We start from the raw sequence: 17,856 nt of genomic DNA on the forward strand, positions 1-17,856 counted from the left end.
ATTTTTGAAGCGTGTTGGGTGATAATAAAATATATAAGGAAAAAAATGATGAAAAATGTTATTTTGTTGGGTGGGAGCAATAGCGTTATGCAAAATGGCTTACAAAAAGGACTTAAGGACGCCCTAATGTCCTGCGGGGGGGGGGGGGGGTGGAGTTCCATAATTTTGCCTTAGGTGGTTGCCGAAGTGTGCAAAAAATTTATGCTTTGACTAAAAATATAAATTTGATTGAAAAATCCAAATTAATTATTATAGAAACAAATATTAATGAACAATTAAGTTCTCTTCATGGTGTGTCTTTTGAAGCCATACAAAGAGATTTTAAATTATTTTGCAAAATGTTGGCTAGCTTAAATAAGCCTATACTTTTTATTATATTTCCTTTATATGAAGAGCCTTTTAAAAATAAATATTACGAACAATCTAAAATTAGAGCGATAAATAATCTTCATTTGTTGCAAATTAAAAAATATGCTTTCAATTTTATTAATATGCAACAATATTATGAGGAAAATGGCATCAAAGAATTTTTTAAGACTAATGATTGGTGGCATCAACTACCATCTATAATGAAAACATTAGGACAAAATATTATTTTTAATTTAAAAGAATTTAAAAGTGAAAATGTAGAAATTAATCAAATTCCAAATTTTTTCGCCGCTACTTTGCAGGATGTTTTTGAAAATGTTAATGAGCTTAAAAAAGAAGTGAAAAAAAATTCTTTATTTAAAGAAGAAGTATATAAGCTAAGTAAAAAAAGTAGATTGGTGTTTAAAAAGAAATTTCAAAATTGGATTTTGTTAGGATTTGGAGTATGGAATGGAAAGCTAGATGAGTTTGATGGTGGATGTGTCATAAGTCTTATTTTTGAAAATCAAAAAACTAAAATTGTTAAATTTTGTAGAAGCAATTGGTTTGTAATGCATGGATTAAAGGATGGTTTTTGTATAGATGAAGAGAGTTTTTTGTATTTCAATGCCGATAATGAAAAGCAAACTGAACCTAGTGATAGTGCTGGAGTTTTTTTAGATCTTGATTATGCTAACACTTTAAATGTTGCTAATCTAACAAATCAAATTCTCCTCGTAAAACCAGATGAAAATTTTAAAATCGATGCCCATTATGATTTTAATGTATTAGCAAATTTAGAAGTGCAAATAGATGAAAAATATAATTTCTCTCACCTTATCCCTGATGTGGTGCTTTTTAAGGAAATTATCGAGGAGTATAATGCTAGAATGGACCCAGTTAAAATCGCCCCTCTTCAAGCTGAAATCAAAAATTTAAAGCTTGAACTCCATCAAAAAAAGCAAAATCCTATACAAACGCACCTAGCTTACAAATTAGGTCGTGCTATCATAGAAAATTATCGAAGTTTTTGGGGATTTTTAGGACTTCCTTTTGTGCTAAATTATATTGCTAAAAAGCACAAAAAAGAAGCAAACATTCTACCTTGTGATGAAAATGAAAAACAAATTTTAAGTTACCAGTTAGGACTTGCTTTCATAAAAGCCCATAAAGCTTGGTATAAGGGAGGTTATATGTGGTTTATTTTTAGAGCTTTAAGTTTAAAGAAGCAATTTGGACGCTAATTCGTTTGTAGAAAAATATTGATGATTTGAAAAGCCTTAAACTAAATTTGCTACAATGCAATTTTTAAGGAAAAACTATGGATAATTATGAATTTAGCGAACTTTTAAAAAGCCTTGAGCAAAAGGTTAAAAACATAGCCTCCATCATAAAGCCTGATGAGCTTAGAGTAAAGCTTAGTGAGATTGAGACGCAAGAAAATGATCCAAATTTTTGGAATAATGCCAAAAATGCCGCCATTTTGGGTAAGGAAAAGACCAAAATCACAAATTTGCTTAAAGCCTATGAAAATGCTTTCAACGCCTTAAACGACGCGAGTGAGCTTTTTGATATGGCAAATAGCGAGAGTGATGATGAGACCTTAAAAGCCCTTTTTGAAGACGCACCAAAGCTAGAAGATAGTATTACAAGTCTTGAAATTTCTATGCTTTTAAGCGGAGAAAATGATAATAAAAATGCCATTGTCTCCATACACCCTGGTGCTGGTGGGACGGAGAGTAACGACTGGGCGAGCATGCTTTATAGAATGTATTTGCGTTTTTGTGAGAGAGAAGGCTTTAAGGTCGAAACTTTGGACTTCCAAGAAGGCGATGAAGCAGGACTTAAAGATGTGAGTTTTTTAGTCAAGGGTGAAAATGCTTACGGCTATTTAAAGGCAGAAAATGGAATTCACCGCCTTGTGAGAACTTCGCCTTTTGATAGTGCTGGGCGTAGGCATACGAGCTTTTCTAGCGTTATGGTAAGTCCTGAGCTTGATGATGATATTGAGATAGAGATAGAGGAAAAAGATTTGCGTATCGATTTTTACCGCGCAAGTGGAGCTGGGGGTCAGCATGTTAATAAAACTGAATCTGCCGTGCGTATCACTCATATCCCTACTAACATAGTCGTGCAGTGTCAAAATGATAGAAGCCAGCATAAGAACAAAGCCACAGCCTTTAAAATGCTTCGTTCTCGCCTTTACGAGCTTGAATTGATGAAGCAAGAAGCAGTAGCAAATTCAGGAGAAAAAAGCGAAATGGGCTGGGGACATCAAATCCGCTCTTATGTGCTTTTTCCTTACCAGCAAGTCAAAGATACAAGAAGTAATGAGGCTTTTTCAAATGCGGAGGGAATTTTAGACGGAGATATTAAAAAAATGATAGAGGGTGTTTTAATTGCAATGAAGGCACAAAATAAGGAGGCAAAATGAGAGCAATTCATCTCTTTTTACTTGCGGCTATGATAGGTGTGGAGCTTATTTTGGGTGTGGTGGTCGCACCTGTTGTTTTTTATCCACAAAACTTAATTGGCGAAAATGTTTTAAGCCATTTTCAAAGTGGGCTTATGATGAGTGATATTTTTGTTAAAATGGGCTATGTCTTACTTGCAGTAGCACTTTTTAATGCCTTATATGAGCTTATTAACTTTTTTAAAAAAGAGGAGAAATTTCAGCTAAGATTTTCCAAATTTGCTCTTTCTATCATCATTTTAATTCTTGCTTTATTTTTTGTATTTTATTTTACCGCTTATATTTTAGAAGCACAAAAAATGGGCGAAAGCGTCATTAAAACAACGGAATTTCAAAGTATGCACGAGGCAAGTGAAGTTGTAATAAAAATTATCGTTTGTATGCAAATATTTTTGTATTTTTTAAGCTTTAAAATAGCTAAAAAAGACTAAAATTTGAAAAATTAAAGGAGGTAATTGATATGAAAATTAACAATTCTAATGCAATGCAGCAAAATCATTATTTAAATAATGCGCAAAAATCGCAAGATAAAGCTTTAGAAAATATCGCAGCGGTGAGGGCTATTAGTGGGATAGATAGTGCAAATTTAGCAATTGCCGATTCTTTAAGATCTCAGTCAAGCACCATAGATCAGGGCGTGGCAAACGCCTATGATGCCATAGGAGTTTTACAAATTGCCGATGCGAGTTTGACAAATATCTCTCAAAGTGCGGATAGGCTTAGTGAGCTTTCTGTAAGGATGAATAGTGGCATTATGACAGATGCGCAAAAAACTATGCTAAGAGGTGAGGCGACGCGTTTGACAGAGTCCATTAATGATTCTTTTAATAACGCGACCTTTAATGGTAAAAATGTTTTTCAAACTATGGAATTTGTGGTAGGAAGTGGGACAGAGACGACAAATTTAAATTCCCTAAGCACAGATGGCTTAAGTATTGATAATCAAGAAAGCATTACAAGCTTTACTGACCAACTTGGAAGTTTAAGGAGTGAGATAGGATCTGGCATTAATGCCCTTACTTCTAACATTAACTCCAGTGTGCAAAATAGCATCAATACCAAAGCCGCAGAAAATAATTTGCTCAATAATGATATGGCAAAAAATGTTAATGACTTTAATGCAGCGTATTTGAAAGAAAATGCCGCCGCTTTTGCAGCCGCACAAAGCAATATTATGCTTCAGTCTAAAATCGCTAGTCTTTTATACTAAAAGCCCTTTTTAAGGGCTTTTAAAAAGTATGCTCCCAAGTCTTAGCATATTTGACCCACATTTTAAAGCCAATTCAAAATCATTACTCATACCCATAGAGCAAATGTTTGCACCGTGTTTTTGTAATTTTTCATAAATTCGGTAAGTGTCCTCAAAGCTTTTTTGAATCTTTTTTACATCATCACTATGCGTTCCTATACACATCACACCTTTAAGATTTAAATTTTTACACTCTTCTTGAATTTGCAAATATTCCTCAAAAGCTTTATTTAATTCGATCCCACTTTTATTTTCCTCAAAAGCACTATTAATTTCAAGCAGGGTATCAAGGGTGTAATTGAGTCTTTTATCAACAGCTTTGGCTAATTTTAAAGAATTGCAACTTTGCCACAAAATAGGGCGTTGTTTGATGAGAAGATTGATTTTATTGCTTTGTAAAGTGCCGATAAAATGCCATTTTATTGTTAAATTTTCATCTTTTAAAAGTTCTTTTTTTTCACTTAGGGCTTTGACTTGATTTTCTCCAAATTCGCTAATGCCCTTATGATAAAATTCTTTGATAGTGTTAGCATCGACATACTTACTTGCTGCTATAAGGCGGACATTTTTTGTTTTTTCTAAGATTTGTTCTAATTTCATTTTGACCTAAGCTTAAAAGTGGAGCGGGAAACGAGATTCGAACTCGCGACCCCAACCTTGGCAAGGTTGTGCTCTACCCCTGAGCTATTCCCGCAAAAAGAGTGAAATTATAATATAAAAAAAATCATTTTGTCAAGCAAAAAGCCTACCAATTTGCATCAGTGAGCAAATTTGCTTGCTATTTGCGATTGGCTAATTATGCTTAAACTCTTTTTAAGAAAATAAAAACTTAAGAAAAATACGCAAAAATCAGCCAAAAATGGACTAATCCACACTCCATTTAAGCCCAAAAAATAAGGCAGAGTAAGGATAAAAATAAGAGGTGCGAAAAGATTATTTATAAGACTTAAAATGAGGGAAAAATAAGCCCTATTAAAAGCCGTTAGCACAGAGCCTATAAGGATATTAAACCAAGCAATAAGAAAAACAAAAGAAAAAATATATAAAGCTTTGGTGCTAAATTCTAAAAAAGATTCATCATTTTTTTGGGTAAAAAATCCCACTAGAAATTCCCCATAAAATATATTTAAAATAAAAACACAAACGCTAAAAGAAAGGGTAAAAATAAACATAGTTTTAAGTATGGCTTTGAGGTGTTTAAGATTTTTTTGGGCAAAATGATAGCTTAGGGCTGGTTGCATAGCCTCACACATCGCAAGGGTTAATAGAGTGATAAAATTATCAATATAAAGTATGATAGAGTAGGTAGCCACAGCTTTCGCACCTGCTAGATGAAGGAGGATAAGATTAGCAAAGATACCAAAAATCGAAGCGGAGATATTGCTAAAAAATTCGCTACTTCCATTATAAATAATATTTTTTAAAGTTTTAAAAGAAAGATAAAGGGTAGAAAATTTCAACTGAAGTTTTTGGCCAAAAAAAGGATAAATATCCAAAAAAGTTCCAAGAGTAAAACCTATACAACTAGCCAGTGCCGCAGAAAATAAACCCCAACCAAAAACCACGATAAAAAGATAATCCAAAATGATATTACTTAGTGCTACGATGATATTTACTATCATAGAATGCGTTGTTTTTCCGCAAATTCTTAGATAATTATCAAGGGCAAAATAAGGGGCAATAATGGGCATAAATAGGGCAAAAACTAGAACAACTTCTTCGCAAAGCGTTTGAATATGGGGCGTTGTATCCAAAAAAGAAATTAAAAGTGGCGATATAAAATAGGCTAAAAAAGCCATAAGGGTATTAAGGGCGAAAATAAGAGCTAAGGCTGCGGTTAAAATGCGGTTAGCTTCTTTAAATTTAGCTAGGGCTAATTTCATCGAAATTTGCACCGATGAGCCTATGGCTATCATATCGCTTAATGCAAAACTTATCATTACAAAGGGCATTACTAAACCAAGTGCAGCAAGAGAATCGCTACCTAGATATTGCCCCACAAAAATACCATCAATAATAATATAAACAGAAAAGAAAGCCACGCTAATGACATTAGGCACGGCATATTTACAAAAAAGCCTTAAAGGGCTAAGATTGAAATTTGACATAAATATCCTTAATATTTTTAAAATGTTAATTTTTGATAAATATTAAGGGGGCTAATGGAGACTTTGTAAAGCTAGAATATAACGCTTGATGAAAGAAAATAAGATATTTTTGTAAGTTGATTTTCTAAAATTCATAGGTGTTATTTAATCCAAATTTAGCAAATTAAAGGTAAATAAGCTGGACACTTTCACCTTTTAAAATGCTTTCTTGCTTCTCATCGCTAATAAGCAAAAATGTGCTTTTAACAAGTGGTAAAATCATAGCCGAGCCAAAGTGATTATTATTAAAAGGCGTAAAAATGCCATTTTCTAAATTTCCTAGGATAAGATTATTTCTCCCCGCTTTAAGCTTTAAGTCTTGACCCATAAGGGCATTTATTTTGCACCCTTTTTCTAAATTTCCACTGAGTAAATTTAATATCTTTGTTGCAAAAATAAAGCAAGAAAGAAAAGCCGCCATAGGGTTTCCTGGTAAGATTAAGATGAGCTTATTATCTTTTTGATAAAGCTTAGTTGGCTTTGCAGGACGCGCTTTAATTTCATTAAAAATTTCTTTAAATTCAAGCTCTTTCAAAGCCCTATCCATAAAATCCGCCTCACCTACACTAGCACCTCCACTTGTGATGATGAGATCAAATTGATTATTTTGCAGAGCTTTTTTTGTGGCATCAAATTCATCTTTTATAATGCCAAGATAACAAGGATCATAGTCCTTTAGCAGAGCTTGCACGGCTAGAGCGTTGGCATTATAAATACTAAGTTCGTCGCACATCTGCCAAGGCTCTTTGAGCTCATCTCCGCTTGAAAAAATGGCAATTCTAGGCTTTCTTATTACTTTTATTTTATAAATTCCTTGTGCGGCGAGCAGAGTTATCATCGCAGCATTTAATTTTTGCCCTTTTTTGAGTAAAAGCTCCCCTTCTTTTTGCTCTTCGCCTTTAAAACGAAAGGCATTAAATCGCTTAGGCTTTGTTTTAATCACCAAAAAGCCATTTTCTAAATTTTCATCTTCAAGCATTAAGATCGTGTCTGCGTTTTTAGGCATTAAAGCACCTGTCATTATTTTAAAGCATTCATTTTTCTCAAGTTTATAAGGCGTTTTATCACCCGCTAAAATCACTCCCATAATCTTTAGCGGTGCGTTTATATCATCATAATTAAAGGCATAGCCATCAAGTGCCGCATTATCAAAGCTTGGTAAATTCTTTTTCGCATATAAATCACAGGCTAAAACTCTGCCAAGTGCGTTTTCTAAACTTACAATTTCACTTTCTTTTAAAGGCGTTATATGCTTTTCTAAAAGCTCTAGGGTTTCAAAAATATTTTTCATTCTTCAAGCCTTGTGATATTTGCACCTAGTGCTTTAAATTTTTCTTCTAAATTCTCATAACCTCTATCTAAATGATAAATTCTATGCACCCTGCTTGTGCCTTTTGCAGCAAGGGCGGCTAAGATGAGTGCTGAAGACGCCCTTAAATCAGTCGCCATAACATCAGCAGCGTTTAGCTCTTTGCCTCCAGTTATAGTAGCAATATGTCCATTAAGTTTGATATCCGCTCCCATTCTTAAAAGCTCACTGACATGCATAAAACGGTTTTCAAACAACCTTTCATCAATGATACTTGTGCCATTTGCTCTAAGAGCCAGTGCCATAAATTGCGCTTGCATATCGGTAGGAAAGCCCGGATACTCGCTTGTAAGAATTTCCACAGGTTTGATTTCTTTAGCGGGAAGCAAGGTAATGCTATCATTTTCTATACTTATACCAAAGCCCATTTGCTCTAATTTTGCTAAAGCGGCGCTTAGATGATTTGGATTAACCTTACAAACGCTTATTTTAGAATTGACAATAGCCCCCGCACAAAGATAGGTCCCAGCCTCTATTCTATCGGGTATGACGGCAAATTCTTTAAATTCTAAACACTCTCCACTTGTGCCATAAATTTCAAGCTCATCGCTACCTATGCCTTTAATATCAAGTCCAGCCTCCTTTAAAACCTCACAAAGTTGCACCACTTCAGGCTCTTTAGCCACATTTAAAAGCCTTGTTTTGCCACTTGCTAATGCTGCTGCCATAATGATATTTTCACTCCCTGTAACGGTGATTTTATCAAAAAGCACTTCCGCACCCTTTAAAGCTCCACTTGCGACTACATAGCCTTGCTTGATTTGGATATTTGCTCCCATTTTTTCTAAGGCTAAAAGATGTAAATCTATGGGTCTTTGTCCTATGGCGCAGCCTCCGGGAAGGCTCACTTCACAATGTCTAAAACGCGATAAAAGCGGTCCAAGTGTGAGTATAGAGGCACGCATTTTGCGGACGATGTCGTATTTAGCTGTGGTTTGATTAAGTGTTGTGGTATTTAAAAGGGCTTCGTGTTTCTTTAAATCTGCTTTAGCGCCTAAATTTTGTAAGAGTGAGATGAGGGTTTTAATGTCTTCGACTTCAGGAACATTCGAGATAACGACTTCATTTTTAGCTAAAATACTTGAGACGATGAGTGGTAGGGCGGCATTTTTCGCGCCGTTAATTGTAACGCTTCCGCTTAGATGATTTGTGCCTTCTATTTGTAAATAGGTCATATAAATTCCTTGTTGATTATGCTAAATTACAATTTTTTGTTATTATTTTTTCTTTCATCATACCAAAAAATAATAAATTATTAAGATAATGTTGGAAAATAAAAGTGCTTCAACTTCCATAGAAAAAAGTTAAATTTACAATATAGCGCAAAATGCTATGGAAGATTGATTAGCTTATTGGTATGAAAAGTTGGTAATTTTTGCTAAGTTTATAATAGTTTCTATTTAAATCCATACTCCAAATTCGACCAATATTAGACTCTAAAAGCTCCGGGGTAAAGCTGACAAATTGTAATAAATTCTCTCTATACTCAAGATTTAAGATAGGATTTTGCGTATGATTTTGAAAAAGTTCTATATTTTTATCATAGAGTTTAGAAAGGCTTTTAACATAGTCTTTTAGCTCGTTATTTTCCTTATGATTTGGTTGATAATAATAAAAATTTACCTCTAGTTTTAATTGCTTACTTAAATCTACAATCACATTAGCCTGATTTTCTATTTCATTTTCATAAGAGCTTAAGATGACTGATTTTTCAAGGCTTTCAAAGTCTTGTGTGCCGATTTTTAAAATGGGAATTTTAAGCTCAAAAAGCTCTTTCTTTTCTTTTTCAAAATGCTTATAATCCGTGATAAAAACGCCTACATCATTTTGCTCCAAGAAGCTTTGAATTTTTTTGAAATTTGTATTTTCAAAATCAAAAAAGATATTTTCGTATTCTAAGGCAAGGGTTTTAAGCTCATAATAAATTGCATTTAAGGTAGGATTGATAATTCTTATAAAAAATTTTCTTGCATTTGTTTTTTTGATGAGGCTTAAGGTAGTGTTTAGGAGTAATTTTTGTGTGTTTTGACTCATATTTTTCATATCGATAATGGTGTAAATATTAGTCCCAAAAGGCACGGGAAATTGTCCTGTGCTAGCCTTTACATTATGAAAAACGCTTTGTAAAATAGCAGGATCGCCTACGATTAAAATGCTATCTCCCGGTTTTAAAATTAAAGAAGGTTTAATGAAGTGAATTTTTTCATTACGATACACTAGCACGATACGCCATCTTTTTTGCTGGATTGAGCCTATGTGTCTATAAGCAAAAATTGAACCTGCTGGAATTTTAATCTCCATAATTTCTCCCACTCCAAGCCCGATATATTGTGCTGTGAGTGCGACATCTGGTAAAAAATCAATGAGTCTTTTGCTTAAATTCATTCTTGCATCAATGAGGTGGCAGAGTTTATCATTGATACCAAGTCCCCAAAAATCCATAATGTTAATTTCTAAATTTAAATCAAGCCCCCTTAAAACTTCGTAAGTTTTTTTTGTCTCAAATTCGTCTTGCATATAGATAAAAGCTTGTTTGTAGGGCTTCATAATACGCTCAAGCCTTGCACTACTTGTAGGGTCAAATTGATGTAATTCTAAAAATTCATTTTCTTCTTTTAAATTAACGCTTTCATCTTTTTGATAAACGATGGTGAAAAAATAACTCAAGCTTTTTTGAAAGCAAAGCCTTTCTAAGAAATGCTTTGCTAAAATACCATCGATAATAATTAAAATATGATTCATACTACACTCCAAAAAGGAAATTATAGCAAATGGAATTTAAACTAAAGTATAAAGACAATAATGCAAGGGTTTGTGAGATAAAAACGGCACATAGTTCATTTTTAACGCCCATTTTTATGCCAGTTGGCACAGCAGCAGCGGTAAAAAGCCTCGATGCTTATGATATGAGCGAAATTTTAAAAGCAAAAATTATTTTAGCAAATACCTATCATCTTTATTTGCGTCCTAGCTCAAAAGTGATTAAAAATTTGGGTGGTTTGCATCATTTTACGCAATTTCCGTATAGTTTTTTGACAGATAGTGGTGGCTTTCAAGCCTTTTCTTTAAGTAAAAATTCAAAGCATTTTGAAGAAGGTATTAAATTTAAAAGTCATATTGATGGGAGTTTGCATCTTTTTACACCTCAATCTGTGCTTGAAACGCAGTATGATTTTAATAGCGATATTTGTATGGTTTTAGACGATTTGGTCGCTTTGCCTTCAAGTAGAGCTAGGGTGGAACTTTCTGTTGAAAGAACGATAAAATGGGCAAAAGAGGCTATTGATTATCACAAATTTAAGCAAAATGAGGGTGAGGGCTTAACTCAAAATGTTTTTGGCATTATCCAAGGAGGGACGGAATTTGACTTAAGGAAAAAATGTGCCTTAGAGCTTTGTGAGATGGACTTTGACGGACTTGCCATAGGAGGACTTAGTGTAGGTGAAGAAAATGCTTTAATGTATGAGGTAGTCGAAAATTTAACCCCCTTTATGGACGAAAATCGTCCTAGATATTTAATGGGTGTAGGGACTCCTGAAGATTTGGTGGAAAATGTCGAGCGTGGGGTGGATATGTTTGATTGTGTGATGCCGACAAGAAATGCTAGAAATGGCACTTTTTTTACAAGTTTTGGGAAATTTAATATTAAAAGGGCTGAATTTATAAATGATAATGAAAGCATCGACAAAACTTGCTCGTGTTATACTTGTCAAAATTATTCAAGGGCGTATTTAAATCATCTCTTTAGGGCTAAGGAATTGACTTTTTTTAGGCTTGCTAGCTTGCATAATTTGCATTATTATCTAAATTTAGTTCAGCAAATGCGAGAAGCCATAATGAAAAATCAATTTAGCGAATTTAAGAGAGAATTTTATGCAAAAAGAAGCTAAATTTAAGTAAATTTTTGTATAATCTCGTTTTTATTTGCGCTCTTAGCTCAGCTGGATAGAGCATTTGATTGCGGTTCAAAAGGTCAGAGGTTCGAATCCTCTAGAGCGCGCCACTCAAACATTTCCTATCGCATAAAGTTGGATAATGCCCACGACTCTTCCATTTTTACCCACAACAATTTCTTTAATTTTATGTTTTAACATTAATTGTTCAGCTTCTGTTGCCATAGCTTCTTGGTCGATGATTTTGGGATTATGACTCATAATTTCTTTAGCTTTAAAGTCAAATCTAGGTTTGGCATTTGCCTTAAGTGCGCGGCGTAAGTCTCCATCTGTAATGATTCCAACAAGCTTATCATTTTCTAAAACAATGCAAAGTCCTAGTTTTCCACTTGTCATCACATCGACAAGTTCATTAAATTCGGTTTGAGGATTTACGATAGGGAGTTTTTTGCTAACCATTAAATCCTTAACTTTAGTTAAAAGCTTTCGTCCCAAACTCCCACCCGGATGAAAAAGCGCAAAGTCATCAGGCTGAAATTTTCTAGCCTTCATTAAGGCTGCTGCTATGGCATCTCCCATTACTAAAGTGGCTGTTGTGGAGGACATAGGGGCGAGTTGTAGAGGGCAGGCTTCTTTTTTGATGGCTATATTGAGAAAAATTTCAGCTTGCTTGGCGAGGGTTGATTTGACATTGCCAGACATTGCGATGAGGGGAATTTGCCTTCTTTTTACTGCTGGGATAATTTTTAAAAGCTCTTCTGTTTCACCTGAATTTGAAATGGCGATTAAAACATCTTCGCTTGTTATCATTCCCAAATCCCCGTGTAAGGCTTCGCCCGGATGCATAAAAAAGCTTGGAGTTCCTGTGCTAGCTAGTGTGGCAGCGATTTTGGCACCTATATGCCCTGATTTACCCATACCGCTTATAATGCAACGCCCTTTTATATTTAAAATAAGCTTAATGGCTTTTGAGAAATTATGATCTAAATTTTCACTTAAATTTCTAATCGCCTCTGCTTCTATCTCAAAGACCTCTTTGGCTATTTTGAGCATTTCTTTCATCTTGCTTCCTTAGAGATTAACCACGACATTTGTGGCTATGGCTATTTGATAAAGAATTTGCGTTAGCATAGAAAAAATTTGCAAATTTTGACTATCAACTTTTGGAAGCACCAAAATGGAATCGCCCGCTTTTACATCTATACCAGAGCGATATTTTTCCGCCTTGCCATTTGTGCGTATTACAAGCACTTTTGAGGTATCTGCTCTATCGCTATATCCTCCAGCTAAATTAATATAATATCTTAAATCTTCTTTTTTACCATATACAAAGGCTCCGGGTAAAGAGACTTCACCTTGAACGATAACAAGATTATTTTTACTTGGGATATTAATGGTATCACCATCTTCTAAAATTAAAGATTTGTAGGAATTTGCATCTTCAATGATGATTTGTCCTTTAGGCTCAGCCTTTTTGGCTCTTTCTATAAATTCAAGTATAGTTTTAGCTTGTGTAGCACGGATAGCTGCTTGCTCGGAATTGACAGAAGAGCTAGTTAATGCTAAGGTCTCAAGCTCTTTAAGCTGGGCTGCGATGAGTTCTTTTTGTGTTCTAGCGACACTTTTTCTAAAGACTTGTAGGGCTTTCATATTTGACATTGAATTTGCCATAATTAACCTTGAGATATCTTCTAAAGTTGTCCCCTTTTTAACCACTAAAGTGCCTAAGCCATCGTGTTCTCCACGAATTTTAATGCTAATATTTGTGCTGATGTATTCCGGACGAAATTCGACTTCATCGCCTGTTTTTAGGCTTACTTTGGAAAAATGCGTTTTGTTAAAAGCTTTTACCTCAAGCTTATGCTCGTCTGCGTAGCTTCTTACCACAGCGTTTGTAACTATGGGTTTTGCTCCTGAAATTCTGGCTAAATCGCTTAGTGTTTTAATATCACTTCCTAGTTCAAATCTAAAGGGTTTTTGCACATCTCCACTTACAAAGGCATAGCTAGCGACATTTCCTACTAAGATGACATCTCCACTTCTAAAAGGAAAAAGCTCTAATTGTCCTTTAAGTAAGAAATTGTATAAATCTATATTTCTAATAATTTTATTATTTCTTAAAATTTGAATTTCTCTAAAGCTACCATAGTCTAAGTTGATCCCACCTGCCTTATCTAAATATTGTATGATGGAATCAGAGCTTAGACCCTGATAAAGACCTGGAGCATTTACGCTTCCTGTTACAAAAACGCTAACGTTTTGATAGGCGTTCATATCTGCATAAACGAAAACATTATTTTTATAAATTTTATTGACGGCTGATTTGATTATAGGCACTAAGGAGCTATTTTTCACTCCTAGCAAATTTACAGCTCCAACCTTAGGGATAAAAATGTTCCCTTGAGAATCGACTACCAAAATTTGTGCAAATTCCACAGCACCCCAAATTTTAAGGCTTATTTGATCTCCAACGGCTATTTTATAGTCTGGATTATAAACCCTTTGTGTGTAATTTTTAAAATTGCCATTAAAAAGGTGTGAGCCAAAAACAGGAACTTGCATAGGGTTTATATTTGAGGCGCTTACATTATTTTCATTTTGTCGTTGAGAATAAGCCGAACTTGCGTTACTATCATAAGTTGCACCCTCATTAACGCCTATAATTTGCGATACATCGACTGCGCCAAAAGCCAAAATAAAACTTGTCAATAATAAAGCTATTTTTTTCATTTTAATATCTATGCTCCTCTATAATCATTTTTACAAATTTAGTAATGCCAAAAATTAAAGATAAAATTAAAAAAGCTGTGAGTATGCCATAAAGTCTTTCTGGATACCTCGCACTTTCTGGTAAATTTGGGCTTTGCACGATGACGAGTTGTTTAATTTTTCTTGCGGCTTCTATCCTTGCACTTTCATAAGCCTTAAGTGCGGTTTCATAGGCTTGTTGAGCAAATTTTGCTTCTATGGTAAGGTTTTGAAATTTCGCAGCCATATCATTGAGTTTTTGGGTATTTGAATTGTTTGCTGAAATTTTTGCCATTTCGCGTTCTAATTGTTTTTTAATAGCTCCAATTTCAGCTTTTAACGCTACAACTTCAGGTGCACTATCATTCATATAGCTTTGTAAATTTAAAAGTGCAGCCTCTCTTTGAGCCAAATTTACTTCAATTTGCGCAATTAGCTTTGATTTACTTTCGGCTTGTTTGAGTGGGTCAAAAACCCCATATTTGTTTTGAAAAGCTATGAGAGCATTTTGTGCTTTTAGGTATCTTTCTTTGTAAGTATTAACTTCCTCTTCGGCAAAACGCATTTGCTCTCTTGCTGCTTTGTGAGAAATTTCATTGATAAATTTTTCACTTTCTTCGACTATACTTTGAGCGATGATTTGAGCGGATTTTGGGGTAAAGGCTTCAACTTCGACATTTAAAAGACCTGTTTTGTCATCGACTTTAAGTTTAACGCGACTTTTAAAGAATTTAAGATAGCTTTCGCTTGAGCTAGAATCAAAAATGCGGTAGGGTAAATCGACAAATTGTTCTTGATAAAGCTCCCTAAGCTTAATGCTTTCTTCTAGTTTTTTAAGCAAATCAAGAGAGTGGATATAGCCTCTTAGGTATTTCATATCTTCATTATTATTTGAAGTGGTGCTAAGTAAAGATAAGATCCCGCCAGCTTGAATACTTTCTCCGCTAGTGGAACGCACACTAAGACTAGTCGAGCTTACATAGCGATCTGCTGCGATAAAAACATAATAAATCACTACAAAAATCATCAAAAACCATACGATTTTAAATGAATCTAAAATGCTTAAATCCTTAATCTTGTCTATTAAAGTTTTACTTTTTTTCATAATTATGCTTTTCCTTGATATACAGCTATGCCCTCATCGACATCATCATAAACCGTAATTTTTCCATTTTTCATAAAAATAATTTTATCACACCATTCTTTAATTTCGGCTACATTGTGTGAAACCATAATGACCTTAGAGCGTGAAAGCCTCTCTTTGTAAAGCTTAATGCTTTTTTCTCTAAATTGAGGGTCGCCCACAGCCCCAGCCTCGTCTATTAAATAATAATCAAAGTCAAAAGCCATACTAAGTCCAAAGGTTATCCTTGCTCCCATACCAGCAGAATAGTTTTTCATCGGCTCATCAAAAAATTTACCAAGTTCAGCAAATTCTTCGACAAATTTAACTTTTTCTAGCAATTCTTCACCCTTATAGCCATAAACTCTAGCGACAAATTTGGCATTATCTCTTGCACTAAGTGAGCCTTGTATGCCACCGCTTAAGCCAAGGGGCCAGGAGAGCTTTTTGTTTGTGATAATTTTGCCTCTATCTGGAAGTTCCGCTCCGCTTAAAAGTTTCATTAGAGTTGATTTACCTGCACCATTTCCACCCATTAAGCCTATACTGCAATTTTCAGGGAATTCAAAACTAAAATTTTTAAAAACATAGTGTCTTCCGCCTGCAAAAAGTGGGTAAGATTTGGTTAAATTGATAAGCTTGATCATTGCTTTCTCGCTGCGGTTAAGGCTTGTCTATTATGATGATAGAAAAAAAGTCCCACAAGAAGTAAAAGCATAATGCAAACTATAGGATAAGTGTAGCTATAATCATCTTGTAAAGGGTAGGAATCAAAAAAATTATATTTTAAAAGCTCCATAATATGAAGCAAAGGATTATAATAAAAAAGGTCTAGCAAGGGCTTAGGCATAAGCCAAGTGGGGAAAATCACCCCAGAAGACCAATAAAAAACGATACTAAAATACATCAAAAGCGTTTTTAAAATTTCAAAAAAATGACTTAGTATCGCAAAGCAAAGTCCCAAAACAAAGCCAGAAAGCATCAATAAAAAAACGCAAAACATGACATTTAAAAAATACACAGGCAAAACATCAAAGCGTAAAAACCACCCCGCTATAAACAAAACGCAAAAGAAAATCACAAAATAAATGCAAAATTCAAGCATAGTCCTAGCGATAAAAACATGGATAGGCTTAACGGGCTTATAGGCAAAAAGTCCCAAATTTGCACTAATGCCGTTCATAAGCTGCGTTACTATACTTCTAAACATAAAATAAGGCACTATGCCAGAGATTAAAAACATAAAAATAGAAATTCCATCGGGCATAACTTGATGATGATATTCCCTAATAATCGTAACAATGGTCGTAATCACCAAAACTATACTCAAAGGCTCTCCTACGACCCAAATATAGCCTAAATAGCGATTCGCACCAAAGCGAGTTTTAAGCTCTCTAAAAAATAAAGCATAAATGACATTTAGCATTAAAACGCAATTCCTTATTTATAATAAAGCTCCAATTATAAAGAAAAAAATTTAACAAAAAGCTAAAGGCTTTTTTTATAAGATAAAAGCCTAAATAAAATAAAATTGATTAAGCCCAAATCACCACTTTTTTTATGAATTTCTATGATTTTAGCTCCTAGTTTGTAGGTGGGGGAGTTTTTGATTTTGATAAATTCTGGGTAGTCTTTGCAAAGAGATAAATAAAGATAATTTGAATTAATTTTTTCTTGATTGTTGAATTTTTTCTTGATAATTGTTAAAGTAAAAATAAGAAAAAAGCGCTCTTTAAAACTTTCACATTGCATAGCTATTTCGCCTATTTGATAGCTTAGATGCGATTTTATCACGCTTACAGCTGTTAAAGTGCTATCTTTATCGACCCAGCCTAGTCTAAAATTCTCTCTTTGTAAGAAAAAATCTCTATGAAGAATATAATTAATAGGGATAAGAAAAATTTTTTGTGGATTAAAAACATCTAAGATAAGTGGCAAGGGCTTAATATTACCAAACCATAATAAATCTCCCTCACAAAGTAATCTTCTATCATCGACAAGCATTCTTCCAAAGGTATTATGTGCGGCGAAAATGTGCTTTTTGGGTAAAGAGACGCTTTTTAAGGCTTCATCTTTTTGATAGGCGTTGATAAAGGAGCTTAAAATTAAAGGCGTGTGAAAGTATAAATCAGGTCTTGTAACCATAATATAATCATAAGAGATATTTTGCTCTTTTTCATATTCTAAGGCGAGTTTTTGAGACCTTTCTATGGAAAGGTGCATACCTCTATCTTGCATTAAGGTTTCAACAAGCATTTTTTTGGGCTTATAAATTTGCTTCACTTCGCAGATTACTTGCTCGGTAATTTTTACCCCGTCCATTTTTTTATTTTGTTCGTGCCAAGCAAAATTTGCCTTTTCAAAAGTATCCCAAGTGTGGATAAAAATGTCAATTTCCTCCCACATTACATCCTCTAAATTTGGTTTTAATACATTTTCCAAAAAGCTTTCATAAGTTTGCTTATAAGTTCTTAAATGTCCCATAAAACAGATTGCAAGTTTCATT

The 17,856-nt window shown here is 34.2% G+C and carries 17 protein-coding genes and 2 tRNA genes; 7 read left to right on the forward strand and 12 right to left on the reverse strand.

Annotated features, from left to right (window positions below; genetic code table 11):
- The first annotated feature begins 45 nt into the window (after nt 1-45).
- The 5 genes from EL158_RS08835 to flaC all read left to right on the forward strand — a co-directional run bounded on the left by EL158_RS08835 (nt 46) and on the right by flaC (nt 4,031).
- A complete protein-coding gene (locus tag EL158_RS08835; RefSeq protein ID WP_263864754.1) occupies nt 46-174 on the forward strand; it encodes a hypothetical protein in 129 nt (42 codons plus the stop codon).
- A gap of 14 nt (nt 175-188) precedes the next feature.
- Nucleotides 189-1,592: a DUF8374 domain-containing protein gene (locus tag EL158_RS03335; protein WP_167541487.1), complete on the forward strand. Its 1,404-nt coding sequence runs from the start codon at nt 189-191 to the stop codon at nt 1,590-1,592.
- A gap of 77 nt (nt 1,593-1,669) precedes the next feature.
- On the forward strand, nt 1,670-2,782 hold the full coding sequence (gene prfB, locus EL158_RS03340) for a peptide chain release factor 2 (RefSeq protein ID WP_027304279.1): 1,113 nt from the start codon (nt 1,670-1,672) through the stop codon (nt 2,780-2,782).
- The gene (locus tag EL158_RS03345) at nt 2,779-3,252 is read left to right on the forward strand and encodes a DUF4149 domain-containing protein (protein WP_027304278.1); all 474 of its coding nucleotides are present in this window, start codon (nt 2,779-2,781) and stop codon (nt 3,250-3,252) included. Before prfB ends, EL158_RS03345 begins: the two co-directional genes overlap by 4 nt.
- Before the next feature lie 29 nt (nt 3,253-3,281).
- Nucleotides 3,282-4,031: a flagellin C gene (gene flaC / locus EL158_RS03350; protein ID WP_027304277.1), complete on the forward strand. Its 750-nt coding sequence runs from the start codon at nt 3,282-3,284 to the stop codon at nt 4,029-4,031.
- Nucleotides 4,032-4,040: 9 nt separating this feature from the next.
- Here flaC and EL158_RS03355 read toward each other — a convergent pair whose 3' ends face one another.
- The 6 genes from EL158_RS03355 to EL158_RS03380 all read right to left on the reverse strand — a co-directional run bounded on the left by EL158_RS03355 (nt 4,041) and on the right by EL158_RS03380 (nt 10,328).
- The gene (locus EL158_RS03355; protein ID WP_027304276.1) at nt 4,041-4,670 is read right to left on the reverse strand and encodes a YggS family pyridoxal phosphate-dependent enzyme; all 630 of its coding nucleotides are present in this window, start codon (nt 4,668-4,670) and stop codon (nt 4,041-4,043) included.
- A gap of 19 nt (nt 4,671-4,689) precedes the next feature.
- Nucleotides 4,690-4,764: transfer RNA gene (locus tag EL158_RS03360), tRNA-Gly, on the reverse strand.
- Between the two features lie 64 nt (nt 4,765-4,828).
- On the reverse strand, nt 4,829-6,178 hold the full coding sequence (locus EL158_RS03365) for an MATE family efflux transporter (RefSeq protein WP_034955993.1): 1,350 nt from the start codon (nt 6,176-6,178) through the stop codon (nt 4,829-4,831).
- Nucleotides 6,179-6,341: 163 nt separating this feature from the next.
- Nucleotides 6,342-7,508: a molybdopterin molybdotransferase MoeA gene (locus EL158_RS03370; protein WP_027304275.1), complete on the reverse strand. Its 1,167-nt coding sequence runs from the start codon at nt 7,506-7,508 to the stop codon at nt 6,342-6,344.
- The gene (gene murA / locus EL158_RS03375; protein WP_027304274.1) at nt 7,505-8,761 is read right to left on the reverse strand and encodes a UDP-N-acetylglucosamine 1-carboxyvinyltransferase; all 1,257 of its coding nucleotides are present in this window, start codon (nt 8,759-8,761) and stop codon (nt 7,505-7,507) included. The genes EL158_RS03370 and murA overlap by 4 nt, the downstream gene beginning before the upstream one ends.
- 169 nt (nt 8,762-8,930) lie before the next feature.
- Complete coding sequence (locus tag EL158_RS03380; protein ID WP_027304273.1) at nt 8,931-10,328, reverse strand: COG3400 family protein; 1,398 nt, start codon at nt 10,326-10,328, stop codon at nt 8,931-8,933.
- A gap of 29 nt (nt 10,329-10,357) precedes the next feature.
- Between EL158_RS03380 and tgt the strand changes: the two genes are divergently transcribed.
- The gene (tgt, locus tag EL158_RS03385) at nt 10,358-11,476 is read left to right on the forward strand and encodes a tRNA guanosine(34) transglycosylase Tgt (protein ID WP_027304272.1); all 1,119 of its coding nucleotides are present in this window, start codon (nt 10,358-10,360) and stop codon (nt 11,474-11,476) included.
- Nucleotides 11,477-11,512: 36 nt separating this feature from the next.
- A tRNA-Arg gene (locus tag EL158_RS03390) sits at nt 11,513-11,589 on the forward strand.
- 1 nt (nt 11,590) lies between these two features.
- Here the strand turns inward: EL158_RS03390 and EL158_RS03395 are convergent.
- The 6 genes from EL158_RS03395 to EL158_RS03420 all read right to left on the reverse strand — a co-directional run bounded on the left by EL158_RS03395 (nt 11,591) and on the right by EL158_RS03420 (nt 17,855).
- Nucleotides 11,591-12,541, reverse strand: a complete 951-nt coding sequence (locus EL158_RS03395; RefSeq protein ID WP_027304271.1) for a KpsF/GutQ family sugar-phosphate isomerase — start codon at nt 12,539-12,541, stop codon at nt 11,591-11,593.
- 9 nt (nt 12,542-12,550) lie between these two features.
- Complete coding sequence (locus EL158_RS03400) at nt 12,551-14,209, reverse strand: polysaccharide biosynthesis/export family protein (protein ID WP_027304270.1); 1,659 nt, start codon at nt 14,207-14,209, stop codon at nt 12,551-12,553.
- Nucleotide 14,210: 1 nt separating this feature from the next.
- A complete protein-coding gene (locus EL158_RS03405; protein ID WP_004277129.1) occupies nt 14,211-15,332 on the reverse strand; it encodes a KpsE/RkpR family capsule polysaccharide export protein in 1,122 nt (373 codons plus the stop codon).
- A 2-nt stretch (nt 15,333-15,334) separates the two neighbouring features.
- On the reverse strand, nt 15,335-15,997 hold the full coding sequence (locus EL158_RS03410) for an ABC transporter ATP-binding protein (RefSeq protein WP_027304269.1): 663 nt from the start codon (nt 15,995-15,997) through the stop codon (nt 15,335-15,337).
- The gene (kpsM, locus tag EL158_RS03415; protein WP_027304268.1) at nt 15,994-16,776 is read right to left on the reverse strand and encodes a capsule polysaccharide transporter KpsM; all 783 of its coding nucleotides are present in this window, start codon (nt 16,774-16,776) and stop codon (nt 15,994-15,996) included. The genes EL158_RS03410 and kpsM overlap by 4 nt, the downstream gene beginning before the upstream one ends.
- A gap of 62 nt (nt 16,777-16,838) precedes the next feature.
- Nucleotides 16,839-17,855, reverse strand: a complete 1,017-nt coding sequence (locus EL158_RS03420; protein ID WP_027304267.1) for a DUF8374 domain-containing protein — start codon at nt 17,853-17,855, stop codon at nt 16,839-16,841.
- Nucleotide 17,856 lies beyond the last annotated feature (1 nt).

It is taken from the genome of Campylobacter upsaliensis, assembly GCF_900637395.1.
Taxonomy (GTDB): Bacteria; Campylobacterota; Campylobacteria; order Campylobacterales; family Campylobacteraceae; genus Campylobacter_D; species Campylobacter_D upsaliensis.